At 54.5% G+C, this 26,455-nt stretch carries 23 protein-coding genes; 10 read left to right on the forward strand and 13 right to left on the reverse strand.

The genetic code is table 11. From position 1 onward, the window contains the following. Nucleotides 1-58: 58 nt before the first annotated feature. From HB631_RS05070 to HB631_RS26930, 4 genes are all read left to right on the forward strand, one after another. Entirely contained in the window at nt 59-3,268 is a 3,210-nt protein-coding gene (locus HB631_RS05070) for an efflux RND transporter permease subunit (protein ID WP_213990037.1), read from the forward strand. A gap of 14 nt (nt 3,269-3,282) precedes the next feature. After that, a complete protein-coding gene (locus tag HB631_RS05075) occupies nt 3,283-4,506 on the forward strand; it encodes an efflux RND transporter periplasmic adaptor subunit (RefSeq protein WP_213990038.1) in 1,224 nt (407 codons plus the stop codon). After that, on the forward strand, nt 4,503-5,948 hold the full coding sequence (locus HB631_RS05080; RefSeq protein ID WP_213990039.1) for an efflux transporter outer membrane subunit: 1,446 nt from the start codon (nt 4,503-4,505) through the stop codon (nt 5,946-5,948). Before HB631_RS05075 ends, HB631_RS05080 begins: the two co-directional genes overlap by 4 nt. 192 nt (nt 5,949-6,140) lie before the next feature. Continuing rightward, nucleotides 6,141-6,704, forward strand: coding sequence for a hypothetical protein (locus HB631_RS26930; protein WP_255556814.1), 564 nt, complete (start codon nt 6,141-6,143; stop codon nt 6,702-6,704). Nucleotides 6,705-7,405: 701 nt separating this feature from the next. Here the strand turns inward: HB631_RS26930 and HB631_RS05090 are convergent. After that, nucleotides 7,406-7,546 carry a hypothetical protein gene (locus HB631_RS05090; protein WP_213990041.1) on the reverse strand — a complete coding sequence of 47 codons (141 nt, stop codon included), beginning with the start codon at nt 7,544-7,546 and terminating at the stop codon, nt 7,406-7,408. 317 nt (nt 7,547-7,863) lie between these two features. Here HB631_RS05090 and HB631_RS05095 point away from each other — a divergent pair, with 317 nt between their 5' ends. Then, on the forward strand, nt 7,864-8,010 hold the full coding sequence (locus HB631_RS05095; protein ID WP_213990042.1) for a hypothetical protein: 147 nt from the start codon (nt 7,864-7,866) through the stop codon (nt 8,008-8,010). 110 nt (nt 8,011-8,120) lie between these two features. Here the strand turns inward: HB631_RS05095 and HB631_RS05100 are convergent, their stop codons facing one another. Further along, complete coding sequence (locus tag HB631_RS05100) at nt 8,121-8,348, reverse strand: hypothetical protein (RefSeq protein WP_213990043.1); 228 nt, start codon at nt 8,346-8,348, stop codon at nt 8,121-8,123. Nucleotides 8,349-8,490: 142 nt separating this feature from the next. Here HB631_RS05100 and HB631_RS05105 point away from each other — a divergent pair, with 142 nt between their 5' ends. Together HB631_RS05105 and HB631_RS05110 are read left to right on the forward strand one after the other, a co-directional pair. Further along, on the forward strand, nt 8,491-9,363 hold the full coding sequence (locus tag HB631_RS05105; RefSeq protein ID WP_213990044.1) for a LysR family transcriptional regulator: 873 nt from the start codon (nt 8,491-8,493) through the stop codon (nt 9,361-9,363). Nucleotides 9,364-9,766: 403 nt separating this feature from the next. Then, nucleotides 9,767-11,101, forward strand: coding sequence for a gluconate:H+ symporter (locus HB631_RS05110; protein WP_213990045.1), 1,335 nt, complete (start codon nt 9,767-9,769; stop codon nt 11,099-11,101). A gap of 157 nt (nt 11,102-11,258) precedes the next feature. On the opposite strand, the gene HB631_RS05115 is transcribed toward HB631_RS05110, so the two are convergent. Further along, a complete protein-coding gene (locus HB631_RS05115) occupies nt 11,259-12,170 on the reverse strand; it encodes a LysR family transcriptional regulator (protein ID WP_213990046.1) in 912 nt (303 codons plus the stop codon). Between the two features lie 112 nt (nt 12,171-12,282). Here HB631_RS05115 and HB631_RS05120 point away from each other — a divergent pair, with 112 nt between their 5' ends. Continuing rightward, nucleotides 12,283-13,221 (forward strand): NADP-dependent oxidoreductase, encoded by a 939-nt coding sequence (locus tag HB631_RS05120; RefSeq protein ID WP_213990047.1) that lies wholly within the window; start codon nt 12,283-12,285, stop codon nt 13,219-13,221. A 48-nt stretch (nt 13,222-13,269) separates the two neighbouring features. Further along, nucleotides 13,270-14,475, forward strand: a complete 1,206-nt coding sequence (locus HB631_RS05125; protein WP_213990048.1) for an alpha/beta fold hydrolase — start codon at nt 13,270-13,272, stop codon at nt 14,473-14,475. 46 nt (nt 14,476-14,521) lie between these two features. Here HB631_RS05125 and HB631_RS05130 read toward each other — a convergent pair whose 3' ends face one another. From HB631_RS05130 to HB631_RS05145, 4 genes are all read right to left on the reverse strand, one after another. Continuing rightward, nucleotides 14,522-14,923 (reverse strand): hypothetical protein, encoded by a 402-nt coding sequence (locus HB631_RS05130; RefSeq protein ID WP_213990049.1) that lies wholly within the window; start codon nt 14,921-14,923, stop codon nt 14,522-14,524. Between the two features lie 24 nt (nt 14,924-14,947). Further along, nucleotides 14,948-16,261, reverse strand: coding sequence for a divalent metal cation transporter (locus HB631_RS05135; protein ID WP_213990050.1), 1,314 nt, complete (start codon nt 16,259-16,261; stop codon nt 14,948-14,950). 494 nt (nt 16,262-16,755) lie between these two features. Next, a complete protein-coding gene (locus tag HB631_RS05140; RefSeq protein WP_213990051.1) occupies nt 16,756-17,370 on the reverse strand; it encodes an MT-A70 family methyltransferase in 615 nt (204 codons plus the stop codon). Between the two features lie 296 nt (nt 17,371-17,666). Beyond that, nucleotides 17,667-18,449, reverse strand: a complete 783-nt coding sequence (locus HB631_RS05145; protein WP_213990052.1) for an NAD(P)H-dependent oxidoreductase — start codon at nt 18,447-18,449, stop codon at nt 17,667-17,669. Nucleotides 18,450-18,538: 89 nt separating this feature from the next. On the opposite strand from HB631_RS05145, the gene HB631_RS05150 reads away from it, so the two are divergent. Next, entirely contained in the window at nt 18,539-19,432 is an 894-nt protein-coding gene (locus HB631_RS05150; protein ID WP_213990053.1) for a LysR family transcriptional regulator, read from the forward strand. A gap of 47 nt (nt 19,433-19,479) precedes the next feature. Here HB631_RS05150 and HB631_RS05155 read toward each other — a convergent pair whose 3' ends face one another. From HB631_RS05155 to HB631_RS05180, 6 genes are all read right to left on the reverse strand, one after another. After that, nucleotides 19,480-20,628, reverse strand: a complete 1,149-nt coding sequence (locus tag HB631_RS05155) for an epoxide hydrolase family protein (protein ID WP_213990054.1) — start codon at nt 20,626-20,628, stop codon at nt 19,480-19,482. Between the two features lie 483 nt (nt 20,629-21,111). Next, nucleotides 21,112-22,248: an ROK family protein gene (locus tag HB631_RS05160; protein WP_213990055.1), complete on the reverse strand. Its 1,137-nt coding sequence runs from the start codon at nt 22,246-22,248 to the stop codon at nt 21,112-21,114. Nucleotides 22,249-22,316: 68 nt separating this feature from the next. Next, the gene (locus HB631_RS05165) at nt 22,317-23,474 is read right to left on the reverse strand and encodes an amidohydrolase family protein (RefSeq protein ID WP_213990056.1); all 1,158 of its coding nucleotides are present in this window, start codon (nt 23,472-23,474) and stop codon (nt 22,317-22,319) included. Then, nucleotides 23,467-24,243, reverse strand: coding sequence for a glucosamine-6-phosphate deaminase (locus tag HB631_RS05170; RefSeq protein WP_213990057.1), 777 nt, complete (start codon nt 24,241-24,243; stop codon nt 23,467-23,469). The genes HB631_RS05165 and HB631_RS05170 overlap by 8 nt, the downstream gene beginning before the upstream one ends. Nucleotides 24,244-24,268: 25 nt before the next feature. Next, entirely contained in the window at nt 24,269-25,783 is a 1,515-nt protein-coding gene (locus HB631_RS05175) for a sodium:solute symporter family protein (RefSeq protein ID WP_213990058.1), read from the reverse strand. Between the two features lie 400 nt (nt 25,784-26,183). Then, nucleotides 26,184-26,429, reverse strand: coding sequence for a hypothetical protein (locus HB631_RS05180; RefSeq protein WP_213990059.1), 246 nt, complete (start codon nt 26,427-26,429; stop codon nt 26,184-26,186). Between the last annotated feature and the right edge of the window lie 26 nt (nt 26,430-26,455).

The following is a 26,455-nucleotide window of genomic DNA, read 5'->3' on the forward strand; positions in this document are numbered from 1 at the left end:
CCGAAAAGTTAACCGCCCCCAGGGGCCTTTATAAAACCGTCTCTGAGGGCCGTTATCGATGTGGATCGTTAACATAGCGCTAAAGCGGCCATATACGTTTATCGTGATGGCAATCCTGATTTTATTGCTGACACCTTTTGTGCTGTTCACCACGCCGGTGGATGTGCTGCCCGAAGTCAATATACCCGTCATCAGCATTATCTGGAGCTACACCGGACTGTCGGCGCAGGATATGGCCAATCGCATCACCTCGGTAAATGAGCGGGGCCTGACCACCACGGTGAATAATGTTGAGCACGTGGAGTCGCAGTCTGTCGCCGGCATCGCCATTATCAAAGTATTCCTGCAACCTTCGGCCAATATACAAGAGGCCATCGCGGAAACGGTGGCGGTGGAACAGGCCCAGCTCCGGCAAATGCCGCCAGGCTCGACGCCGCCGCTTATCATCAGTTATTCCGCATCCAGCATTCCGGTGATTCAGCTGGGAATATCAAGCACCGCGGAGTCTGAGCAGCAGCTTAACGATGCGGCGCTCAATTTTCTGCGTCCGCAGCTGATTACCATTCCCGGCGCCTCCGTTCCTTATCCCTACGGCGGGAAGCAGCGCGTCATTTCCCTTGATCTGGACACGCGCGCCCTGCTTGAGAAGGGCTTGACGCCCACTGATGTCGTCAGCGCGGTCAACGCGCAAAACCTGATACTGCCCACCGGCACGGCCAAGATGGGGACAAAGGAATACACTGTCAACATGAATGGACAGCCCACCACGGTGGACGGTCTTAACAATATTCCTATCCGGACGCTTGGCGGCGCGACCATTTATCTCAGGGAAGTCGCCCATGTCCGGGACGGCTTTACGCCACAAACCAATATCGTCAGGCAAGACGGCCACCGCGGGATACTGGTGTCTGTGCTCAAAACCGGCAATACCTCCACGCTTTCAGTGGTCAACGCCTTGTATGGCATCTTGCCGGTGGCGAAGACCGTATTGCCGGCCGATCTCAAGATCACGCCGCTGTTCGATCAGTCGCTGTTCGTCAAAGCCTCCATCGGTGGCGTTGCCAGAGAGGCATTGATCGCCGCCGGCCTGACCGCATTAATGATCCTGCTGTTCCTTGGAAACTGGCGAAATACGCTGATCATTGCCGTATCCATACCCCTTTCCATTCTGACGTCGCTGATCGCGCTGCATGCCCTGGGGGAGACCATCAATATCATGACCCTCGGCGGTCTTGCCCTGGCGGTGGGGATTTTGGTGGACGATGCGACGGTGACCATCGAAAACATTGAGCGGCACCTGCATCTGGGCACGGAACTCCACGACGCCATACTGGACGGGGCCGGGGAGATTGCTATCCCCGCCCTGGTTTCCACGCTCTGTATCTGCATCGTGTTCGTCCCGATGTTCTTCTTGTCAGGGGTCGCCCGTTTTCTGTTTGTCCCTTTGGCGGAAGCCGTGGTCTTCGCCATGCTCGCTTCTTATGTGCTTTCCCGTACGTTGGTGCCCACCTTGGCGATGATGCTGCTGAAAAATGCGCACCGCGGCGAGGAGGAAAAAAAGCACGGCATTTTCCAACGGCTGTATAAACGATTTAATACCGGGTTCGAGCGCGTTCGCGCCGCCTATATCATGATCTTGAGTACGGTACTGGTTCGGCGACGTCTGTTTGGCAGTCTGTTCCTCGGTTTTTGTCTCTTATCCACCGGATTGACGTTCGCTCTCGGCGAAGATTTTTTCCCAACGGTGGATTCGGGGGATATTCGTCTGCATTTTCGCGCCCCCACCGGCACCCGAATTGAAGAAACCGCCAGGCTCGCGGATGACGTGGAAAAGGTCGTGCGCCAAATCATCCCCAAAAAAGAGCTGAATACCATTGTCGATAACCTCGGATTGCCCTATAGCGGCATTAACCTTTCTTACAGCAATGCGGGCACCATCGGCACCCTTGACGGGGAAGTTCAAATAGCCCTGAATGCCGACCATCACCCCACCGGCGTCTACATTGACCAATTGCGTCACCAGTTGCCCAAGCGCTTTCCCGGCGTGGAATTCTTCTTTCAGCCAGCGGATATCGTTACGCAGATATTGAATTTCGGCTCACCGGCGGCCATTGACATTCAGATATCCGGCACCAACCAATCAAAGAATTTTGACGCGGCGAGCAAGCTCTACAAGCAGATCCGTTTGATTCCCGGGACGGTGGACAGTCATATTCAGCAGCGGCCGGATGAACCGGTCATTAATCTGGAGATGGATCGTACCCGGCTGCAGCAGATCAACCTCACGCCGCAGAACGTGACGCAAAACGCGCTGCTGTCGCTGTCGGGCAGTTCGCAAACCTCCCCCGGATTTTGGTTCAATGACCAAAACGGCGTCGAATATCAGGTATCCGCCCAAACGCCTCAGTACGAAATATCCTCCCTGGATCAATTGATGCGCATCCCGGTATCGGCATCGGTTTCCGGGCCGTCGCAACTGCTGGCAAACCTGGTTCAGGCCTCCCCACAGCGTCAATTCGCCGAGGTATCGCACTATAACGTCCGCCCGGTCATCGATCTCTATGTGAGCGTGGAGCACACCGACCTGGGCACGGTGGCGAGTAAGGTCAATCAGTTGGTGGACAAGGCTCGTCCGTCTTTACCGCGTGGAAGCCAGATTTTCGTGCGGGGCCAGGTGGCCACCATGCACAGTTCCTATATCGGCCTCGGCATCGGCGTCGCGATGGCCATCGTTCTGGTGTATCTGTTGATTGTGGTGAACTTTCAATCCTGGGTCGACCCGCTCATCATCATCAGCGCATTGCCGGCGGCGCTGGCGGGGATCGCCTGGATGCTGTTTCTCACGCGCACGCATCTTAGCGTGCCGGCATTGACCGGGGCCATCATGACGATGGGCGTGGCGACAGCGAACAGTATTTTGCTGGTTGCGTTCGCCCGCGAACGTTTGGCGAGCGGGCTGAAGCCGCTTGCCGCGGCATTGGAAGCCGGCGCGACCCGTATTCGGCCGGTGCTGATGACGGCGCTGGCCATGATCATCGGCATGACGCCCATGGCGCTGGGTCTCGGGGAAGGCGCGGAGCAGAACGCGCCGCTGGGGCGCGCCGTGATAGGCGGCTTGCTGTTCGCCACGGTGTCCACGCTCTTTTTTGTGCCCATGACATTCGCCGCGATCCACATGCATCTGGAGAAACGCAGAGAACGTCACCAACCCACATCGATCCAGGATGACGCTGACCCGTCAGATTCCACCCATCCAGATAACAGCTGAAAAGGTCATAACCGATGGCAAAGAAAAACCATTCTTCGTTGATGCTTTCTCAGAGCGGTTCAGACGGCGAGGAGCATTTGCCCACGCGCGGTAAGGAGTGGCGGCACGCCAAGTTCACCGTGGCGGCCCTATTGATCATGCTGGCGCTGGGGGCGGCGGGAACCGTTTTGGCCAATCTGAGCGCGGATAGATCAATAAAGAAAACGACCCGCGAAAACGCCGTTGATTATGTGGAAGTGGTAACGCCCAAACAGTCCGCGGGCAACGGGAATACCTTGCTGCCCGGTACGCTGCGCGGCTACGTCGAGTCGCCCATTTATGCCAGGGCCACGGGCTATTTGCTGCATTGGTATGATGATATCGGTACTCACGTCAAGCAGGGACAGTTACTCGCGGAGCTTGACACGCCCGAGATTGACCAGGAACTGTTGCAAGCCGTGGCCCAGCGCGGCCAGATTAGTTCAAGCCTTGCGCTGGCGAAAAGTTCATACGATCGCTGGTCGGCGCTGCGTAAAAGGGATGCGGTATCGCAACAGGAGCTGGACGAAAGAAAGAGTACTTATCTGCAGGACGTATCGAACCTCGCGGCCGCCGACGCCAACGTCAAACGCCTGCGTCAGCTTGAATCTTTCAAGCGCATCGTTGCGCCGTTCGACGGTGTGATTACCCAGCGCAATGTCGATGTGGGCTCACTTATCGATGCCGGCAGCGCATCGGGCGCGGCGCTTTTTTCACTCACGCAGACCGACCCGCTGCGGGTCTATGTCCAACTGCCGCAGGCCTATTCTCAAAATGTGAAGGTGGGGCAGCAGGTGGACGTCACCTTGGCTGAACTGGCGGGGAAAACCTTTCAAGGCACCATTACCCATATCTCCGGCGCCATCGATGTGCCGACGCGATCGCTGCAGGTGGAAGTCAATTTGAGTAATCACGACAACCTGCTGCGGCCGGGAGCGTACGTGCAGGTTTCCGTGCCGGCCATTGCCCACGCCGCCATGCTGGTGCCGGAGAATACGCTGATTTTCAGGTCACAAGGCCCACAGCTGGCGACGGTGGATAACCGCGGTATCGTCCATTTGCGCACTATCCGGATAGCCCAGGATCTAGGACAAACCCTGGCGCTTGAAAGCGGGATAGATGCCCATGACAGGGTGATAATCAACCCCAGCGATTCCGTTGCGGACGGCGATCGCGTGCAAATCGCCCAGCCCGCCCCGGGGAAGAAGGAGGCGAAGTGAGAAGACAGACACCACGTCTCATGCCGTTCGTGCGCAGCTGTGTGGCGTTCTCCGCCGTCGGCCTGAGTGCCTGTACGGTGGGACCGGACTACCATCCTCCAGAAACGCAAGCGCCTGCGCAATGGAAAGACGCGTCGTTATGGCATGTGGGGCAGCCGTCTCACGCGGCGCTCTCCCTTACCTGGTGGCAAGACTTTAACGACCCGGTGCTCAATTCACTTGAAACACGGGGATTACAGGAAAACCAGACCCTCGCCAGCGTGTCGGCGCACTACGAGCAGGCAAGAGCCACGCTTGCCAATATATCGGCGCAACGTGTCCCTGAAGTGGATGCCGGCGCGACCGTTGAACGACTGAAAATCTCCCGGAATCGGCCCGTGACGTCCTATAGCACGGAAAACCAGTCGACAGTGCAAAACGAGGTGGCATTGGCACCCACCATTAATTACGACCTGGATCTGTTCGGCCGCATCCGACGTGAGATTCAAGGCGCCAAAGCCTCCGAAGAGCAGTCAAAAGATGATTTGGCCAACGCGCGGCTGGCGCTGACCACCGAGATCGCCACCGACTATTATGAGCTGCGGGAGCTGGATGCCGAGGCTGATGTGTTGAGTCGTTCGGTTGCATTGCAACAGCAGGCGTTGGGTTTTGTCAGCGCGGAACACGAACTCGGATCCGTCTCGGGTCTTGATCTCTTGCAACAGAAATCGCAGCTCGACGCCACGCGCGTCCAGGCGCAGTTGCTGGCAACACCCCGAGCGTCTTATGAAAATGCCCTCTCGACGCTTGTGGGCATGCCGGCCCCGAGTTTTACCATCGCCCCGAAGGTGATTGCCATGCAGGCGCCCGCCATCCCTCATGCTTTGCCGAGCGATCTGTTGCAACGACGCCCGGATGTTGCTTCCGCCGAACGAGCGATGGCCGCGGCCAATGCGCAAATCGGCGTGGCGCAGGCGGCGTATTTTCCCAGTGTTGCTCTTAATCCCACTATTGGCTATGAGAGTACCAACTTTGCCGACCTGCTTAGCGCGCCGAGCCTGATGTGGTCATTGGGCGCGGCATTTCAGCAGGTACTGTTCGATGGGGGAAGACGCGCCGCAAACGTGCGATATGCCAATGAAGGTTATCGGGGGACCCAGGCGAATTACCGTCAAACGGTATTGACCGCATTCCAACAGGCCCAGGATGCCATAACCGGCCTTGCAGCACTGGATCAAGCCGCCGGCCAATCACAGGAAGCGGTTGAAGATGCCAAGCATCTTTTATCGTTGGCGAGCGATCGCTATGCCGCGGGTCTGGCGACGCATTTGGACCTGATTACCGCCCAGCAATCGCTGTTGACCGCTGAACGCCAGGATGTGCAGATTCAGGGACAGCAAATGGAGATGTCCGTCTCGCTGGTGCGGGCGCTGGGGGGTGGCTGGGGTCCCCGCGAGGGATAAAACGCAGGTGTGCAAGGCCGGGGCGGTCTCATTTGACGATCCTTCCAGCTCGGCAATAACGTATCAACATAAAGTACGAAACTGCTGCCCGCTGATCGGGCAGCAGTGATAGGCAAGAATAACGCTACAGCCTTTACCAGTTCGGGCCCTTATGGCATCCATCATGCGGCCGCTGCGGTTTGTAAGGCGGCCATGGAAGCGGATAACATCCCGAAGGTGGATAATAAGGCGGCCGTGGCGGCGGATAGCATCCCGGGTTCGGCGGATTATACGGCGGACGGGGAGCCGGATAATAAGGCGGCCGTGGCGGCGGACAACATCCCGGGTTCGGCGGATTATACGGCGGACGGGGAGCCGGATAATAAGGCGGCCGTGGCGGCGGATAGCATCCCGGGTTCGGCGGATTATACGGCGGACGGGGAGCCGGATAATAAGGCGGCCGCGGCGGCGGACAACATCCCGGGTTCGGCGGATTATACGGCGGACGGGGAGCCGGATAATAAGGCGGACGCGGCGGCGGACAACATCCCGGGTTCGGCGGATTATACGGCGGACGGGGAGCCGGATAATAAGGCGGCCGTGGTGGTGGATAGCATCCCGGGTTCGGCGGATTATACGGCGGACGGGGAGCCGGATAATAAGGCGGACGCGGCGGCGGACAACATTCCGGGTTCGGCGGATTATACGGCGGACGAGGAGCCGGATAATAAGGCGGCCGTGGTGGATTACAAGGCTGTTGCAATCCGCTTAGCGTAGTAACATCCAATTTATTCGATCGTGAAATCCAATAGTCATTTGCTCCAATGGCATCTACATAAAAATAATAGGTCAACCCAGGATTCAAACCCGTAGCCAAAAAGGAGGATGTTTGAGTCTCCCCTACCAAAATAGGATGAGTATCATCATTATAGGGATCATTTTTTATAATCTGAAAATAAGAAATTAAAGGGTTATCTGCAACATCCCACTTTAAAAGAACGCTGTTTTTAGAGATATTTTCAGCCCGAAGATTGTAGGACCCCCCGGGAGCATTAGGAAACGGGTTATTGAATTCTGAAATGGAATTTGTCATAAAATTTCCTCTTTGAATCAGATAAATATAATTATCTCATACACATGTCAATTAATGATCCAATTAAAAAATACATATGGTAGTTTTTGTATAAAAATAAGCATTATCTGGCTGCTGCATTGTTCTAATAAAAAAATTTATTAATGCATCTAAAATACAATAAATTATGTCAGCCCGGCTTTTTTTTAGCATAACTATAAGTTAATGATTCAATGGCCGGAGCCACGTAATAGTTTGCTGAGACTACATCATACAGATATGCTTAGTACAATCTCCTATCATGAACTTCAATTTGAAATCTATAGGTACAGGGGAACTCTGTCAATTGCCGAATAAGACAGCTAAATGCTAAATATTAGATTGGAGGCGGCGAATTTCGGCCCGTTTAACGTTCTTCCAATACCCATTGCCCGTTCCCGGAACAGCACCAGCCCGGCCTTGACCCCGTAAAGATAAGCGGCAGCCCCACCAGGGTACCGTCCACCTGACACTCGGTAAAAGCGGCCTCAGGCTGGCCGCTCGCCATAACCTGTCCCCGAAGCCTTATACAGGGCTGTCTCCTGTTAAATCACGCAATTTCGTGTCTTTTCTTGCGGCTGGCCGGCCGTGGTTGCCGGCCCTAATGCTAACGTTCCCCCGAGCAGTCCTCTAGGACAAGCCCGCGCGGGGACAGGTCTTTTTTTACGTGAGAAGGGTGAGGATCATACCTTGACAGAATAATTCAGTTATTTTGAATGATTAGTGCAAAAAAATTTTCTGGACTAATTTATTAATGGGCGTTAATATTAGTTTATCGAAAGCGAAGAGCTTTCACCCTGATAACTGAATCATAGGATAGACATCATGAAAAAAACTATCGCAGCACTTGCACTTATCGCAGCCATCCTTGCACCGGCAGTCTCAATGGCGGCTCAAAACGATTACCAGGACTATGCCCACACTTATCCGGTAAGCCAAGGCAACGCACATCATGTTAACACCGCTGAATAAAAGCACGTTTAGTTAACTGATACAAAAAATTTCACCTACTCGCCCCTCCCTTTTAGCATAGCTAAGCGGGAGGGGCGTTTTTTTATAGCTTAACCAAGGTTTTCCCGGGCTTAAAAAAGTCTGACTTCCACTTTTTTTTCACTTGAATATCCTTCGCTTAACAGTTGAAACTTGTCAAAAGCTTCATGATTATTTTTTGCCAGCACGTGCATAGGCGAAATGGCGAAGCTCTGACTTAATGCCGCGCGAATAATCTCGCCCGCATCCGGGTCTTCCAACGACTGCGGGGTCACCACTTCCCCTTTCAGTAAAAATACAAAGCGTTGTTTGGCCATCATTATCTCCTGAGCAAGATTACTCGTTAAACAGTGCGGGACGTGACGGTGGTCACATGCATGCAAGCTGTCGCTTCGAAAGAGTAGATAGCAAAAAGCGATTTAAATATAATCACTTATTCGCTGCTTTCGATAACCAACCGGAATGGATACTCAACTATTGCGTGCCTTTGTCCTTTTGGCGGAGACACAGAATTACCGTGAGGCGTCACAACGGCTATTCATTACCCAGCCTGCGCTGTCTAAAAAGATCAAGCTGCTTGAAAGCGAGCTGGGGCTGACCCTTTTTGTCCGGGGAAGACACGGCGCCCAGTTGACCCATGCCGGCGAATCATTGCTGGATCAAGCACGGCAACTAGTGGAGGGGGCGGAAGCCCTGCAACATAATGCCCAGGATATGGCGAAAGGCACCAAAGGCAATCTTTCCATCGGGTTTGGAATTTCGGGCATCAAAATCGCCCCGGCATGGGTAGCGCGTTTTCGTCGGGCTTATCCGGATGTCATCGTCAGCCTTGAGGACATTTCGTCTGTCCAACAAACCGCCCAATTGTTATCCGGCAAACTGCAGTTGGCTTTTATACGCATGCCGGTGGAACCGCCGCTGATCGGGCTCAAACTCATTTCCGAATCACTGGTGCTGGCGGTAAAGAAAAAATCGGTACCGGCGAATGGATTAAATTCCCAGGATTACCGGTTCATTGCTTCACAGCCTTTTATTCAGCTGTCAGCGGAAAAAGGGCCAGGCTTGTACCGGCAAATAGAACAATTTCTGCAATTCAACCACATCGTTCCCAATATCGTACAACGAACGCGGGATCTTCAAACCCTGCTGGCATTGGTTGTGGCGGGCGTAGGTATCGCCATCGTGCCGGAAAGCACGGTATATATCGCACCCGAGGGTATAGACATGATCCCGCTGGAGGGCCCCTATGCCAGTTGGGATACGGGAATGTTTTGGAACCCTGCCCTGGCGGACCCGCTGAGAGATCTGTTTATCGGCATGGTGCATAATGAATAGTGCGGGTGTTTCGATCTAACCCTCAACGGTTGAACGCAGCAAGGTTAATAAATCCATTGAAACATTCCCCATATCCTCTCTCCCACAATCAGTTGACCATGTTGGTGGAAATTCTGTGATCGGTTTCACAGAATTAAAGGGTGGTAGCATAGTATGGTAGTATGGAAAGGTAATGAGGATCATTATCAGGTAGTAATTGGTTCAAGGGATACGGTGGAGAATGGGCCATTTATTGCTTATAAAAATCTTTGTCCGGCGTTGACGCATACCGGCAATCTTCATCACCTGTAGAATAGCATATACCGCGGTAATGACACGATCGCTGAATATATAAAAGAGGTTATTTTCGGGGCCATGCTGAGATTTATATCATATCCATAGTGTTTATAATAAGGTCAAGAGTATGGCACATGTAATGCCGTTGTTATGGGTTTTAGTGGGGATAGCGCTGCTGGTAATATTGATTGTCAAAGTCAAAATGCACACTATTTTGGCATTGATGATTTCGGCAATTTTTCTAGCATTCGCCGAAGGGATGCCCATCGATAAAATTGTTTCCACGATACAAATGGGGTTAAGCAGTATCTTAGGCACACTCACCCTGATTGTAATTTTCGGTGCCGTCATCGGTAAATTAATGACGGAATCAGGCGCATCGCAGCAAATTTCCGATACTATAATTAACCTGCTGGGCGTTCGCTACCTGCAATTTGCATTGTTGATCATCGGCACCATTTTTGGGATGGCGATGTTTTATGAGGTGGCTTTTTTAATTACCGCACCGCTGGTAATAAGCATCGCTAAAAAAGCCAATATTCCCTATATGAAACTGATTGTGCCCCTGGTGGCCGGCGCAACCATGGGTCACAGCATTTTCCCGCCACAGCCCGGGCCGATGGCATTAACCACCGCATTTCATGCCAATATTTCATTGGTCTATATCTTTGGTCTTATTGTCATCATCCCATCAATTATCTGTTCCGGCGTCATATTGACAAAATTCATTCCGGGTATCGATAAAATGCCGTTGGGCGACATTATGGCGCCCCCCGAGTTCAAACCTGCCAACGAACTGCCGGGCTTTGGTATCAGCATACTGGTGCCGTTGCTCCCCGCGATCCTGATGATTTTCTCGTCGATTATCCGACTGATGGTGGATAAAGACAGCGAGCTGTTTAAAGTTGCGGCCTTTCTCGGCAGTGCTGAAATCAGCATGCTGATTGCAGTGCTGGTGGGTATATTCGCCCTAGGCGTCTTAAGGGGAAAAAGCGGTCAGCAGATTACGGATACGTTGAGCGTTGCCATCTCCGGCGTGTCAAACGTGTTATTGGTGATAGCCGCCGGCGGCATCATGAAAGAAGTAATTATCAACACCGGTGTGGGCAACGCCATTGTCAGCATGGTGGGAAATATTCCGGTCTCTCCGCTTATTCTGGCATGGATTATTACCGTTATTATCCGCATCCTCACCGGGCAAGGCGCCGTAGCGGCCATCACCGCCGCAGGCATTGTGGCGCCCATGATTGATGCATTCCATGTCAATCCGGTATTGATGGTGATCGCCTGCGCCGTGGGCAGCAATACCATGACTTTGATGTATGACGGCGGGTTTCTTTTATTCCAGCAGTCGTTCAAAATTTCCATGAAGGACACCTTTAAAACTTGGGGATTATTGGAGCTGGTGAATTCCGTGGTGGGTTTGGCAATGGTGATGTTGCTGAGTTTGTTTGTTCACTGAATACCATTAAATCCGTAAGTTCTGAGTTCTGATTTCTAAACCATGAGCTCTGAAGCTCTGAAGCTCTGAAGCCAATATGCTCCGTCTATTCGATCAAGACTCAGGTTATCGTGCTTATATCCCGTCGGCGGGACCCGTCCCGCCATTTGGCTATAACTTACCCGCTCCAGGGAGGTCGTGGCTGAAAGGCGTCCACAAGAAAATTAACCATGGCGCGGGTCTTGGCCGGGAACGCATTGCGGGTTGAGTAAACCAGATGTATACCGCCCAGATCGGCAGGCTCGGCATCCAGCATGACAGGTTCAAGTTCGCCGCGAGCAATCGCGCCAGCAACGATGAATGCCGGTTCATAAATAACCCCCAATCCGGCGACGGCCGCCGCCAGCAGAGCATCCCCATTGTTCGCCCACAAGTTTCCCTTTATCTCGATTTTAATGTCCCGTTTGGCGCCAAAAAACCACTCATCGGTATGGGCGGCAGCGGAAATCGTCGAACCCAGACAATTATGCCGGCCCAGTTCAGCAACCCGCTCCGGCCGGCCATAGCGCCGCCAGTACGCGGGTGCGGCGCACACTGCCATCGGGCAGTCGGCCAGCTTGCGCGACACTAAGCGATTGTCTTTCAACGGCCCGATCCGAATGGTCAAATCCCAGCCTTCGTCAATGAGATCCACGATACGATCGTTTAATCCCAGTTCCACCGTGACATTAGGATGTCGATGGGAAAAATCCATTATCAATGGCGCAATATAGCGGTTGCCAAAAGACAACGGCGCATTGAGCCTCAATACACCGCGGGCGTCAACCCGCTGCGATGCCAGCAAATTTTCAACCTCTTCCAGTTCCGGTAGCAGTCGGTTTACCACCTGTAGATACTGCTGCCCCGCCTCCGTCAGGCTTAGCTTACGCGTACTCCGCTGGAATAACCTCACTCCCAGGCGTGTCTCAAGCGCATCGAGATGTTTGGTCGCCATTGCCGGCGACAGGCCGAGCTGGCGTGCCGCGCCGGATATACTGCCGACACGTGCGGAGCGTGAAAATACCTGCATCCCGGTAATTCGATCAAGCATTAATTTCTCACTGAGAGTAAGAGCTGAATTAATTACTGAGCAGATTATCATACCAATGGGAGAAATATATTATAGACCTCTCTTTTTAATCCATGAGCCGCCGGTAAACAGCATGAAAGCGTTATGCATCAATCAATATGATTCCATTTATAATGCCGCCTTATTGGCATGTGAACCCGCTGTGCCGGGGCCTGATGAAGTTTTGCTAAGGGTGGTCGCGGCCAGCATAAATCCACTGGATCTAAAACTCATCTCCGGCCGGATGTCCGCTATTTTTCCGCTTAAGTTCCCTTATATCCTGGGTACCGATGTAGCCGGTGTGGTTGAAGCGGTGGGTAATTCAGTACAACGGTTTAAGCCCGGCGATAATCTGTTCGGGCGCATGGATCCTCGTCGTGGGGGCGCCCTGGCCGACCACGCGGTGGTGCCCGCACATCATCTGAGCCCGATTCCCGAGGGCCTTGACGCCGGCCTGGCCGCAGCCTTGCCCACGGCGGCAGGAACCGCCTGGCAGGCATTACACGATATCGCACGGGTTCGAACAGGGCACCGCGTTCTGATTCATGCGGCCAGCGGCGGTGTGGGCACTTTCGCCATACAGATTGCCAAACTGGCCGGAGCCACCGTTATCGCCACTGCGTCGGAGAAAAACCACGCCCTGCTCAAAAACCTGGGGGCGGATGAAGTTATTGATTATCGGCAAGAGGATTTTACCCGGTGCGTCAAGGATGCGGATATTGTGCTGGATCTCATCGGCGGAGACACCCTGCGGCGCTCTTGGGGAATTATTCGTCCCGGCGGCATATTGGTGACATCCATTGATCGGGCGTTGACAAATAACGGCGCAGTCCGTGGCGCCTTTGTCCAGCTCACCACGAACGCCGCGTTGCTGCAAAATATTGCGCTATTGGTTTGCGCCGGAAAGCTGCGGGTAATCACTGATACCTCCTATTCGTTAGAGCAGGCCCGCAACGCGTTGGAACAGGTCGCTTCCGGCCATGTGGCGGGTAAGGTCCTGGTGCGTGTATCACCACAGCCCGCGGGCCATTAGGCAGCGAAGCCACGAAGCCCCGTCTTCAGTTATCTCCAGGAGATCAGCATGAAATTTTTATTTGAAAACGAATCATTTTCCTTCGAGACGCTACGCACGGCGGGCTTTGCCAACTATGGCGGAGCGGATCTAGGCGAAGTCATTGTGACGGCGCGGGGCATTCCCGAAGGGGACGAAACGGCCTGGCTGAAGCAGTGGGAAGCCACTGCCAATCGCGTGGCCGCCATCGGCGAGCGTTCTCTGGCGGCAGGACACCTGATCAGCGCGCGGGAAGCATTTCTCCGTGCCTCGAATTATTATCGCACCGCTGAATTTTTCAAACGGGCCGCTCCTATCGGCGATATAGATGTGGCGCGTTTGTCGGGCCGTTCGACCCAAACGTTTATTCAGGCCGTTCAACTGCTCGATAGCCCCTTTGAGATAGTCGACATTCCTTACGAAAATACCACGTTACCGGGCTATCTGTTCCTGGTGGATAATAGCGGTAAACCGCGCCCGACGATTATTTACAACAATGGCTTTGATTCCACGCAGGAAGAATCCTATTTTGCCATCGGCGCCGCCGCCTTGCGCCGGGGCTATAATGTTCTCGCGTTTGACGGTCCTGGCCAGGGCGCCGCGTTGCGCGCCGCAAAAATCACCTTCCGTCATGACTGGGAAAACGTGTTAAGCCCGGTGATTGACTTCGCGCTGACGCGCAAAGAGATTGCGCGGGACCAAATCGCCCTGTTCGGCTACAGCCTGGGAGGGTATCTGGTGGCTCGCGCCGCCGCGTTTGACCACCGGCCCGCCGCGTTGATTCTCGACGACGGCCTGCTGGATTTTCATTTTGCCTTTGAACATATGCTGCCGCCGTTCCTGCTGTCATGGATTGATGAGCGGCAAGATGAACGCGCCGACGCCGTGCTGCAACTGTTGATGTCCATGAAAACCGGCGCCCGCTGGGCAATACAAAACGGTATGTGGACTTTCGGCGTCACATCCCCCAGCGAGTTCGTCCGTCAGAGCCGGCGTTATACGCTGGCCGGTATTGCCGACGACATCCGGACGGCGACGCTGGTGCTGAACGCCGAAAACGATCAGTTCCTCAAAGGACAACCGCAGGCCATCTACGCATTGCTGAACGCGCCGAAAAAACTGGTGACGCTCACGGAAGCCGAAGGGGCGGGAGAACACTGCCATATGGGCGCCATGTCCCTAGCCCATCAAACCATCTTCGATTGGCTGGATGACACTCTGTCCGACCGCGGATAACACAACGATCGGGGCCGTCATCCTCCCGGCCGGCGAGGCATATTACCTACCCTGTCGGAAGGCACCCAAGTCCCGCCAGGGTTTCCTCCAAGGCCCGCTCCAACGGGGTATGGGGTTCGCTGCCCAGCATCGCCGTCAGACGTGTATTATCCAACCTGACAGGCCGACGCCATAAATAACGCATTTCCCACAATTCCCCCATGGTAGGCAAAATGGGGAAAAGCAGTGGCACCAACCACCAGGGGAAGGTGCCCAGTGTCGGCTGACTTCCGTGGCGCGCCACGACTTTGGATATGGCCGTCGCCATTTGCGTGCCATCGGCATCCCAATGGCCGTCCATATGAAACGCCGCAAAGGCGCATAACGACGATTCCGGGATAGGCTTTATTTGCCCGGGATGACAAATATGTCCAATCCCGGGGTAGGCTTCATTTGCCCAGCGTGGCAAACATCGTCACCACCGGGATAGGCTTTATTTGCCCAGCGTGACAAACATCGCCACCACCGCAACGGCCATGACCATCGTGCATATCCAGCCCAGCACGCTGAGACGGGAGGAAATGACAAACTTGCCCATAATATCCTGACGCGCCGCCATCAACATCATCACCACCATGATCGGCACGGAAATGACGCCATTGATCACCGCACTCCAATAAAGGGCCTTGATGGGATCAATGGGCGTAAAACAAATTCCGATGCCAATCAGGGTAGAGACGGCGATAATGGTATAGAACTCTTTGGCATACTTGAATTTCAATTCCAGGCTATTAGGCAATTTGAACGCCCCGGCGGTGGCATAAGCGCCCGAGCCGGCCAATACCGGAATAGCGAGCATGCCGGTGCCGATAATGCCGGCGCTGAACAGCCAGAAGGCAAAATCGCCGGCAATGGGACGCAGCGCGGTTGCCGCCTGCGCCGAGGTATGAATTTCCGTCACGCCATGCATATGCAGCGTCACCGCCGTGGTTAAAATAATGGAGAATGCCACCACGTTGGAAACCGCCATGCCGATAAAGGTGTCGATTTTAATACGACGAAAATTCATGTTTGCCTGTTCGGGGGCATGTTTAATCGCTTTTGCCTGCATGTCGGCCTGCTGTTCTTCCACCTCTTGCGAGGCCTGCCAGAAGAACAGATAAGGACTGATGGTGGTGCCGAATACGGCCACTACGGTGGTGATATAAGCCGGCTTCCAGGATAGATGAGGCCAAAAGGTATTTATCAATACCTGCGTCCAGGGTATGTGGATAATAAAAATGGTGGCCACATAGGCAAGCAATGCCAGCGTCAGCCATTTTAATATCCGAACATAGCGTTTATACGGGATAAATATTTGCAATAGCAATGATATTATGCCGAACCCTAACACATACCAATGAACAGGACCTTTAACCAATAAGTTCAGCGCCCCCGCCATTGCGGCAATATCAGCGCCGATATTAATGGTATTGGCCACCAGCAACAAACTCACGATGGCATAGAGCAGCCACTTGGGATAGTGCCTGCGGATATTGGTGGCGAGTCCATGACCGCTGACCCGACCGATTTTGGCGCTGATTACCTGAATACCCACCATAAGCGGATAGGTGAGCAGCAGCGTCCACAGCATACTGTAGCCAAACTGTGCGCCGGCCTGGGAATAGGTGGCAATACCGCTAGGGTCGTCATCGGCGGCGCCGGTGATTAAACCCGGACCGAGTTTTTTCAACCAGGATTTCGGCGGATCGTTTTTATTTTCTCCGGGTTGAACTTCAACCCCTTCCAAGCCCGTTGATTCGGTCATATTACTCCAAAGCAGACGATAATGTGTCCACTCACATACTGGTTCTCTTTTTTTGAACTACTGCCTGGAAGGCTTTGCCACTAATAGCAAAAAATCCATTTTGACTTTAGTTCACCGATAATGAATTCGCCAGCTTTCACCATGCTCTTTTTGGTGACAAATGAGCACCGGACGGGTTAAAAAAAACGGCTAATAAAAAGTCTAAATAGCCATTTTAATTTGTAAATCAATCGCGATCTGCTCTATCGCAAAAAAAAAAAGATTCGTTTGTAGCTATAAGTAGGATTTATCGTTGCGGGAAAGTTAAGAGCGGGAACAAGATTTATCACCAGAGACCACTAATGATCTGAAACGGTTTTTTTCACCGAAGAGTGAGCCTTATTCTTTTTTTTGGGGGACCCTGTGCTAAAAAAATATGACGTTTATCTCAAAATCAATATTTAAACGTAATAGGAAAACTTTTTCATTATAAAGCTAATTATTAAACATGAATGTTAAACGTGGTCCGGTTGGCATCTTTCAGCGGCGGCGGCTAAAAGCTCGACGGATTTTTCACAATGATTGCCCCAACTCTCCCATCCCGCTATCCGAGTCCGGGCAAAGAGTTCAATGCGCGGAACATCCCCTACCAGTTGGACCAGCAGATGACGAAACAAATCAGGCTTGGCGCTGTGCTCACCGCGCGGCGCCGTCTGATGCTGGCAGATGCCGGCATCCATTCGCACGGGCAGGCGGCCCCGTACGGCAAACAGACAATCCTCGGAATTAGCGCGCGTCAAATGGCCCATGCCAATAGCGGAATTACCTTTGTGCGGGTTGGTTTTATGCCAGGTAAAACCTTTCATTGTCATAAAGCGGAATCCCCACGCTTCAACCACCTTTAACGCCTCAAGAGGCATAGAGGGGACGTGCCACATTGCCAATAAACAGGATTTCTGGTCGGCTAAATCCCATACCGGCAACCGGCATATATCGGTAATGTTCATCACGGGATATTTGAATTCAACGCCGCGTTCGCCATCCTTGGATTTGTCGCGATATTGCCAGGGCGGATCGGCGTAAATAAGCTTAAATTTCACGCTGCACCCCGGCCAGATAACAAGCGACATAAAACAAGAAAAGACCGCCCATGAGCTCAATCCTAACAATCGATGAAGGAAACTGCCTCGGATAGTAAGGGTAAAGGAAAACATTAGCGATGGTAATGAACTAAAATTTTCCTTTTTCCACCCTTGGCCTTCAAACCTTAGGAAGGAGTTCAATGTATGTCAAATAAACATCTGAGCCAACACCTTCACTGCAGAGTCATTGATTAATAATCATAAGGGGAATGCTATCTAAGATGCCGCGGCGTAGTGGTTATCGCCGCTGCAACTTTTGAAAAGTCTCATGCGGGTTGCCACTGTTATTCATTTGCAAGGTGCACGCCGAACCCTACATCTCCCGGCGCAAGATCGGATCGCAGCGTTAATGCCGGGATATCGTAGGCACCCGCATTCTGCGGACGAAAGGCGATGGGCGCGGCGGTCCAAAGCTGGTCAAGCCGCTGCCCCAACGCTTCCTGGATCTGGGAAAATCGTGTTTCGTCCGTGCGGCCGGTGCGATAGACAACGAACGGCGGCACCACATCGAAACCGGGATAATACAAAATACCGTGCTGAATGGGGAACAACATATCCTCTATCTGGCCGTTGATACCCCTGGGGCTGTAATGTGATTCCCACCCCCCGGTGGTGACCAGTAGCATCGCCCGCTTTCCCGCCATAACGCCTTCGCCATAACGATCCCCCCAGTGCGTGTCGGAGTGCTCCCCCACGCCGTAAGCAAAACCATAGGCATACACACGCTCCACCCAGCCCTTGAGGATTGCCGGCATGGAGAACCACCACAACGGAAACTGCAGGATAACCGCATCCGCCCACCGCAACTTTTCTTGTTCCAGGGCGATGTCTTGACTTTGGGTGCCTGTTTCAAACGCCTGTTTGGATGCCAGGGAAGCGTCGAAACGCCTATCGGCCTGCCACGCCGTACTGTCGTGCGCGTCAAGAGGGACCTTCCAGTTCATGGCGTACAGGTCCGATACATGGACATGATGCCCGGCCTCTTCGAGGTGTTTGACGGAAAAGTTTTTCAAAGAACCATTTAATGACCGGGGTTCCGGATGGGCATAGACGATAAGAACATTCATGACTGGACCTCAATGGTTGGAATGAGGGCAGCATAGAAGCTTGTCAGGTATAGTAGAAATGAATTTCTATTATTACAGGTATTAAAAATATGAATAACCTGCGCCGACTGGATCTTAACCTGCTGGTAACGCTGGATGTGCTGCTGACGGAACACAATGTCACCCGCACGGCGGAGCGCTTGAATTTTTCCCAGCCGTCGGTGAGTGTCCATCTCGCCAAACTCAGGGATATCTTTCGCGATCCGCTATTATTGCCCGGTCCCCGGGGGATGCGGCCTACCGCCCGGGCCGATGCGCTGCGCGAACCTTTACGGCAGGCGCTGAAAGCCCTTGAATACGCGGTGTCTCCCGCCAGCCCCTTTGATCCCGCCGTATCCGATCATACCTGGCGTGTCGCCGCCTCCGATTACAGCGAGTCCACCATTCTGCTGCCGGCGTTGAAAGGATTGCGTTCTGCGGCGCCAGGCGCCCGGTTCGCTTTTATTGAATCCGTTCCCTCCGGCATCGCCAGGCAGGCGGAACAGGGGGACATCGATATTGCCTTTCATACCAGTGAAGGGGCGCCTCCCGGCCTGCATAGCCGACCGCTGTTTACCGAGCGCTATGTGCTGGCCGGCCGGGCCGATCATCCCCGGCTGAAAAAACCACCGACCCTGGAGGAGTTTTGCGAACTCGATCATGTCATGGTCTCGCCGGACGGCGGAGGATTTTACGGCGTCACCGATACCGCCCTGGCCCAGTTTGGGCTGACGCGCCGGGTGGTGCTATCCGTGCCCCATTTCCTGTTGGTCAGCTCGGTACTGGCCTCCACCGACCTGGTGGCGATGCTGCCCTCGCGCCTGGTGGAGGGCCGGCCGGCACTGCGGGTGGTGGAGCCGCCCATTGCCGTGCCGGGCTTCGAAATATCCATGCTCTGGCATGAACGGGTCCATCGCGATCCCGCTCATCAATGGCTGCGGGGATTTATCGCGGACTCGGTGTGAGCCCCACGTCGATGGATATACAGGCTATCTGCCATGCCCTATTTTCGTCAGCGCAGCGTGTTAAAAAAACTCCGGATATCCGCGGCCAACTCCCGTGGGTGTTCCATTGCGGCAAAATGACCGCCATGGGGCATGCTGGTCCAGCGCGCCAGATTGTACCCTCTGCTTACCCAGCTCTGGGGCGGCATGGGCAGCTCTTTTGGAAAGTGCGCCATCGCCAGCGGCGGGCTGATACGTTCGCCGGCTGATAGTTGCAAAGGGTCCAAACGCCCTTCGACATACATACGAAACGAAGAGCCAATGGTGCCGGTAAACCAATAAATAGAAATATTGGTTAGCAGGGCATCCAGCGAAACGGCGTTTTCAATTTGTCCCTCACAGTCGCTCCACGCCTGGAATTTTTCCGCAATCCAGGCGGCGAGGCCGGCCGGCGAATCGTTCAGTGCAAACGCCGGACTTTGCGGCCGGGTACCCTGCAAATGCCCGTATGCACCCTGTTCATTGGACCAGGCGGCGCGTCGATTCAAGAACTCCTGTTCCTCCTCGGTTATCGGCCGGTCGTCTTCAATATAGGGGAGATAAGAACCTGGAATAAAATTCAGGTGCAGGCCAATCACCCTGTCCGGATAAAGCCTTGCCAGCCAGCTCGAGACCCCTGCCCCCAGATCGCCGCCCTGCAGGGCGAATCTGCCGTAACCAAGCCGATCCATTAATCCGGCCCATAAGTGCGCGGTTTGACGGGCCCCCACGCCACGTTTGCGCGGTGGGGGCGAGAAACCATAGCCGGGCAATGACGGGATTATCACATCAAAAGCATCGGATTCACTCCCGCCGAAACGGGCCGGGTCCGTCAAGAAAGGGATAATATCAAGCATCTCCGCAAATGAGCCGGGCCAGCCATGGGTCAGGATCAAAGGCATGGGAGCAGGCCCTTTGCCGCGCTGATGTATAAAATGGATCCGCTGGCCGTCAACCTCGGTAATAAAATGGGAAAAGGTATTCAGCCGGGATTCCTGCAACCGCCAGTCAAAACCGTCCCGCCAGTAGCCGACCAAATTGCGCATAAAGCGTAACGAGGTTCCCTCGCGCCAGTCGTCTTCATCGATGGTCTCAATCCAGCGGGTTGCCGCCAAGCGCGATGTTAAATCGTTTAACTCGGTTTGCGGGATATTGAGGGTAAAAGGTTGAATAGTCATGGTGCGATAAAAACCTATGTTTATGACGTAAATCCAGTATAGGGGAGATGTTTGTCAGCAAGTCAATCTGAATAGGATTCATGAAGGAACGAAACGGAAAATTAACGTAGCTCATTGAGATAAGTGTAAATTAATTTTTTGCGAGGCGCATTCCAAGCATTTGTTTTCAATTTGCATTGCTTGCAGCGATTATTTAATCTAAATCACATAAAAAAAGTCTGCATGTCTTCATTTTTGGGCCTACCCTGGCCCGTTTTTTTGTCAAAAATGGAAACGATATGGAACCACTTAGTCTATCCCACCACCTCCTGCTTTTAGTTGCCGAGCATTACTGACCCCCGGCGAGGCCTATCAGACTTGAATATTCCACAACGTTATTTACCTGCCCTAACGCATTGGCTCGGGGCGGATTATTGGCAGCGTGGCGGCCGGCGCCCGGTGTTCAATACCGGCGACGTCGGCGGATTGAATAAAAAGCGCGGATTAGAGTTCGATGTGCTCGTGGCGCTGTATCATCGCCAGGGCCAGGCCGAGGGCGGGATCGTAGCTATGAGACAGGAAACGGATGTGGGTATGGCTATAGGCGAAAGGGAGGGTATGCCGCCGCGCCACGGTTAATACCTGTTCGGTGAATAACGGTGACAGGTTATAGGCACAGTCAATGAGCAACGTTTTTGGATTGACCAGATGAATTATCTGGCTCAAGGCTTTGCCCAATAATTCGCCCGCCCGGGCGATGACATTGTCCACCAGATCCGGCGCCTGAGACCGATGGGCCCACTGCAATCCCGGCTGCAAGCGGTTGAGCTGTGCGTTAATCGCCGATAATCCAATCAATGATTCCAGGCAACCCCGCTGCCCGCAGGTACAAACGGGGCCGTCGGATGCCACGTTAAGATGGCCCACTTCGCCGGCGGTCCAGCTGCCGCCGTAATAAACGCCCTGCCCGGTAATCAGCGTGCCGCCGATGCCTTCGGCAATCCGCAGGTAAAAGGTGGGTTCATTGACCGGGGCGGCGGATTCATGCTGGCGCGATACCAGCGCCGCCGCCTTGACGATATTCATTACCCCCAGCGGCAAAGGCGCGCTGTGGCGAAGCGCCGCCAGAATGTCCACCTGCTGCCAGCCGAGATGGGATGAGACATGCATATAACCGCTCTGCGGATCGATAATACCGGGGAAACCGACGCCGATACCGATAAGTTCAGGATAACGCCGGTGCATCCAGCCACAGAGACCGGCAATTTCACTCACCACCTTACGGGGATCGGCGGTATCGATAATCAGGGTTTTTTCTTCCAGCAGCTCGGAAAAATAATTATATACCGCCCAGTGCAGGTGCTGACGCTCCACCATGATACCGGCGGCTTTCATTTTATCAGGCTGGAGCGCGATATGAATTTTCGGACGGCCGCTGGAACTGGATTGGGCAACGCCGATTTCGGCCACCAACCCCCCGGCGATAAAATCGTCGATAATAAGGGAAATGGTATTTTTACTTAATGAAAGGGCGCGTGAAATATCAAGACGTGAGCTGATTCGCTGTTGGCGTAAAAAAGACAGCACATGTTTTTCATTGTACTGACGCAGCAGCGCGGGTCCCTTTCCTGGCTCTTTCATTATTGCTTTGACCTGGCTCTCGGCGGGGAACAAGCCGGCATTATGGCATAACCCGGCCCTTGTAAAAACTATTCCTCCCGCCACACGCATTCGCCCCGCACATAGGCGGACTGCACGTTAAGCTCCCCTTTGCCGCTTTCGCCGAGCAGCACCGCATTCAGCGGGGAACCCACCGCCAAACCCCGTTGCGTCGGCAAATCGAGCATAGCCGCCGGACGTATCGATGCCATATCCCAGGCCTCGCGCCGGCTCGCCAGACCCTCTCTTATCAAGGTGTTTACGCCGTACAGCAGCGAACGCGCCGATCCCGCCAGCAGGCCGGGATTATCCGCCAGCGACAGCCGTCCTTGCGGGGTAAGCACCACATCGCCGCCGATATGCAGTTGATAACGCCCAGGGGGCATGCCGGCCAGGCTGGTGGCATCGCTCACCAAAAATCCCCGTTGCCGCTTTACCCGCATAAACACTTTGAGCACCGACACCGGCAAATGCTCGCCATCGCCAATCATGGCGCACCACAGATTATCCTGCGCCAGCTGTTCCCAGATATAATTGGGATGCCTGGGCAACAGCAGATGCGCTCCATTGCCCAGATGGGTGGACATCGACGCGCCGGCCGCCACCGCCGCGGCAATATGTTCCGCCCCTGCGCCGGTATGGCCGAGGGAAACCGTCACCCCCTCCCGCACGCAGCGCCGGATAAACGCCTCACTGCCCGGCCACTCCGGCGCCAGGGTCAGCAGGCGGATATTGCCGCCCGCCGCCCGCTGCCAACGCTGAAACAAGGACCAGTCCGGTGCTTTCACCAAGGCCCGGTCATGGGCGCCGCGCGGCCCGTCCTCGGGAGAGATAAACGGCCCTTCCAGATGAATGCCGGCCACACTCTGCCCGACCTCGGCAAACTGTCGACGGGCATTGGCTATTCCCCGGACCATTTGTTCGATGTCATCGTCATTATGGGTGATGACGGTGGGCAGAAATGTCGTTACGCCTTCCCGCCATAAACGTCGGGTCACCGCCAGCACCGACTCCTCCCCGATCGGGTGATGATTAAAATCTACCCCGGCGAATCCGTTTACCTGCAAATCCACCAATCCCGGCGCGATGATGGGCAGCGCATCGTCCCGGCACAGCGGACGGATGCGGCTGATTACGCCCTGTTCCCCATGGATCTCCAGCGCGGTTAAATCGCGGTAATCCCTGCCCCGCAGGCAAACCTTATCCATGGACATTTTCCCCAAAGGCATCCGAATCGGTAAACAGCGTACAGGCGCCATGGGTACGCAAAATAGTGGCCGGACAGACGGTGGAAACCGGTTGCCGCAGCATGGCCGTTATTGCCGCCCGCTTTTGCGTCCCGGGCACCATGCAAAACAGCCGCCCGGCCGCCATCAACGCGGGGATAGTCAAGGTCACGGCGTGGGTGGGCACCGCGTCCAGGGTGGTAAAGCACCCATCGTTCACCTGCTGTTGGCGGCACACCGGATCCAGCGCCACCGTTTTCATCACGGCGGGATCCTGGAAATCCGCCACCGGCGGATCGTTGAACGCCAGGTGACCGTTTTCCCCAATGCCCAGGCAAACCATATCAATGGGCGCCTGGCGGATAAGAGCAGAGTAATGGCGGCAGATCCGTTCCGCATCCTGCCAGGCCGGGATCAGATGCACCGTGCCAGGATGCACTCTTTCGAACAGATGCTGATTAAGATAGTGGCTGAAACGCTGATCCGATTCCGGCGGCAGGCCGATGTATTCGTCCATATGAAACGCCGTCACCCGAGACCAGTCGATTCCCTCAGCCATCGCCAGGGCCGCCAGAAATTCATTCTGCGACGGCGCGGCGGCGAAAATAATCCGTACGTTCTCCTGCTTGCCAAGGCATTGGCGAAGATAATCGGCCGCGGCCGCGGCGGAATACTCGCCAAGGGCAAGCCGGTCGGCAAACACCTCGACGGCAAGCTGTTCACAGCGGCGTGTCAGCAGTGGCAATGACATATAAAACTCCTTTGGATAAAGCTGTTTACGACTTGCGCAGGGCAACGGCGGGACGACCGGCGGATACCGCCGCCTGATCCTGGTTCAGCGCGGCCAACAGGCTATCAACCTGCGGGCTGACCGGGCTTCGCCGGAACACGCCGGCCAGCACATAGACAATCAACGAAGAGATGACGGGGATGGCGACGATTTGCGTTGTGCTCATGCCCGGTATGGCGAACTTCACCCCGAAGAATGCCACGATACCCACCCCCCAGGATCCGATGGCGGCCAGGGGCCCGCATTTTCTGAACCAAGGCAATAGTCCCAGCAGCATGGGGATTGAGATCGGGCCCACCAGCCCGCCGAACCAGACGATCAGCAGGGTAAGCACGCCGCCGAACCGGCCGGCATTCACCGCAATCAGCAGCGTGGTGACGATAAACGCCACTACCGTCACCCGAGCCACCACCAGCGAGGACTGGCCGTTGCCGAAACGGCGGGGAAACAGCACCGGCAGGATATCCCGCGTGACCACGGCGGTAATGGCATTGGAGTCGGAAGAGGTCATTGACAGGGTATGGGCAAACATGGCCACCAGCACCAGGCCGATCAGGCCGTTGGGCAACAGGTGCATTGCCATGACCGAATAAGACTGTGACGGATCGGCGATACCGGGAAAAAGCACCGGCGCGGCCCACATGGGATAAAACAGCACCAGCGGCCACAACAGATACAACACCGCCGACAGCAGCGCGGCTTTATGGGCATCCCTGCCGCGGGGCGAGGCGATAAACCGCTGCGCCAGGTTCCAGGTGCCCCCGTTGTAGCTGAGGGTATAGATCACGAAATAGGCCAGCATAAATCCCAGGGTATAGGGCTCGCGGATAATCTGAGTGTGGGCCGGCGGCAACCGGTCCCACACGGTGAGCAATCCGTGCAAGCCCCCCAAATGGGCCGCCACCGCCGCCACCATGACAATGGCCGCGATAAATTGCACCACGAACTGGCCGAAGTCGTTGCAGGCATCGGCCCACAGACCGCCCATCACGGTGTAAAACAGGCACAATACGCCGGAGATAGCGATGCCATAGACGGTATCCAGGCCGGTGAAGACATTGATGATAATGGCGATGGCCGCCCACTTGGCGCCGACGTCGAAGGTTTTCAGCAACACGCCGCTCCAGGCCAGCAGCTGTTGCGTCGGGACGTTATAGCGGGTGGCGAGATACTCCATGGGCGATTCAATATGCATATGGATGCGCAGCCGCGCCCAGCGCGGCGCAAAGATAAACGACCCGAGAAATACCGCAATGGAAATAGGCAGCGCCCACCAGAAGTAAATCGTGATGCCGTAACTGTAAGCCACCCCGGCGTACGCAACGAACACCGCCGCGCTATAACCCGACATATGATGGGAAATGCCCGACAGCCACCAGGGCATGTTGCCGCCGGCGGCAAAAAAATCCTTGGTGCTGCCCACCTTGCGCATCGCCCACAGGGTAATGATCACAATCATCAAGGCGTAGAGCGCCATGACCACATAGTCTATCCCGTTCATTTTACGCTCCGGTAGTTAATTCAGATTTTCGCCGCCCGGTGAGGGTGGCCTGTCTGCGCCTGGCATCCTCATATATCCTAAATTAGGACTAATTGTCTAAAATTGAGATTTATAACTGCTAATGTAGTGACAAATTAGTCCTATATAGGGATTAATTAAACCTAACATGACGCCAAAGTCATGTACGAGAGTTATATCACAGTTAACGGGTCAGGCACCGGACGGGCCATAGGGCTTTTTTATGACCCGGTTTGGAGGGATGTTATTAACGTCCGGAAGGCTCTAAAGTGATCGTCATAACGTCTCATTCATCCTGGTTAAAGTCATCATTCCCTCCCTATACCCACTGTCGTTATATATCCGTGGATGCCGCCGCCCGTGTTCATCAACGCCAAGGCACTCAAGCGTCGCCCCTCTGGTCGGCGAAATCCGCCAGCCGGGCTTCATTGATGCCCGCATATTCGCCGCAATACACGTTTCCATAGGTGATGCAGACTTCCCGTCGACTGATGATCCGGTCACGCAAATGCCAGTCTGACGTCGGCGTCATATCAAGAACCACTAGCCATTGGCGGGCGGCGCGGCGCCATCGGTACAGGCTTTCCAATTTCTCCGCCAGGGCAATTTCTTTCTCGTAGCTGGTCATACTGCGTTTTCTCCCCGCTGGTATCG

This window comes from Sodalis sp. dw_96 (assembly GCF_018449575.1).
Classification (GTDB): Bacteria; Pseudomonadota; Gammaproteobacteria; order Enterobacterales; family Enterobacteriaceae; genus Acerihabitans.

Coding starts and splice junctions, on each gene's coding strand:
- HB631_RS05145 (WP_213990052.1), bottom strand. CDS start 18,449: ATGAATGTTCTTATCGTCTATGCCCATCCGGAACCCCGGTCATTAAAT.
- HB631_RS05140 (WP_213990051.1), bottom strand. CDS start 17,370: ATGTCGCTTGTTATCTGGCCGGGGTGCAGCGTGAAATTTAAGCTTATT.
- HB631_RS26930 (WP_255556814.1), top strand. CDS start 6,141: ATGGAAGCGGATAACATCCCGAAGGTGGATAATAAGGCGGCCGTGGCG.
- HB631_RS05115 (WP_213990046.1), bottom strand. CDS start 12,170: ATGCTTGATCGAATTACCGGGATGCAGGTATTTTCACGCTCCGCACGT.
- HB631_RS05120 (WP_213990047.1), top strand. CDS start 12,283: ATGAAAGCGTTATGCATCAATCAATATGATTCCATTTATAATGCCGCC.
- HB631_RS05170 (WP_213990057.1), bottom strand. CDS start 24,243: ATGTCATTGCCACTGCTGACACGCCGCTGTGAACAGCTTGCCGTCGAG.
- HB631_RS05180 (WP_213990059.1), bottom strand. CDS start 26,429: ATGACCAGCTACGAGAAAGAAATTGCCCTGGCGGAGAAATTGGAAAGC.
- HB631_RS05150 (WP_213990053.1), top strand. CDS start 18,539: ATGAATAACCTGCGCCGACTGGATCTTAACCTGCTGGTAACGCTGGAT.
- HB631_RS05125 (WP_213990048.1), top strand. CDS start 13,270: ATGAAATTTTTATTTGAAAACGAATCATTTTCCTTCGAGACGCTACGC.
- HB631_RS05090 (WP_213990041.1), bottom strand. CDS start 7,546: ATGGCGAGCGGCCAGCCTGAGGCCGCTTTTACCGAGTGTCAGGTGGAC.
- HB631_RS05100 (WP_213990043.1), bottom strand. CDS start 8,348: ATGATGGCCAAACAACGCTTTGTATTTTTACTGAAAGGGGAAGTGGTG.
- HB631_RS05105 (WP_213990044.1), top strand. CDS start 8,491: ATGGATACTCAACTATTGCGTGCCTTTGTCCTTTTGGCGGAGACACAG.
- HB631_RS05165 (WP_213990056.1), bottom strand. CDS start 23,474: ATGGATAAGGTTTGCCTGCGGGGCAGGGATTACCGCGATTTAACCGCG.
- HB631_RS05070 (WP_213990037.1), top strand. CDS start 59: ATGTGGATCGTTAACATAGCGCTAAAGCGGCCATATACGTTTATCGTG.
- HB631_RS05175 (WP_213990058.1), bottom strand. CDS start 25,783: ATGAACGGGATAGACTATGTGGTCATGGCGCTCTACGCCTTGATGATT.
- HB631_RS05155 (WP_213990054.1), bottom strand. CDS start 20,628: ATGACTATTCAACCTTTTACCCTCAATATCCCGCAAACCGAGTTAAAC.
- HB631_RS05075 (WP_213990038.1), top strand. CDS start 3,283: ATGGCAAAGAAAAACCATTCTTCGTTGATGCTTTCTCAGAGCGGTTCA.
- HB631_RS05135 (WP_213990050.1), bottom strand. CDS start 16,261: ATGACCGAATCAACGGGCTTGGAAGGGGTTGAAGTTCAACCCGGAGAA.
- HB631_RS05160 (WP_213990055.1), bottom strand. CDS start 22,248: ATGAAAGAGCCAGGAAAGGGACCCGCGCTGCTGCGTCAGTACAATGAA.
- HB631_RS05110 (WP_213990045.1), top strand. CDS start 9,767: ATGGCACATGTAATGCCGTTGTTATGGGTTTTAGTGGGGATAGCGCTG.
- HB631_RS05095 (WP_213990042.1), top strand. CDS start 7,864: ATGAAAAAAACTATCGCAGCACTTGCACTTATCGCAGCCATCCTTGCA.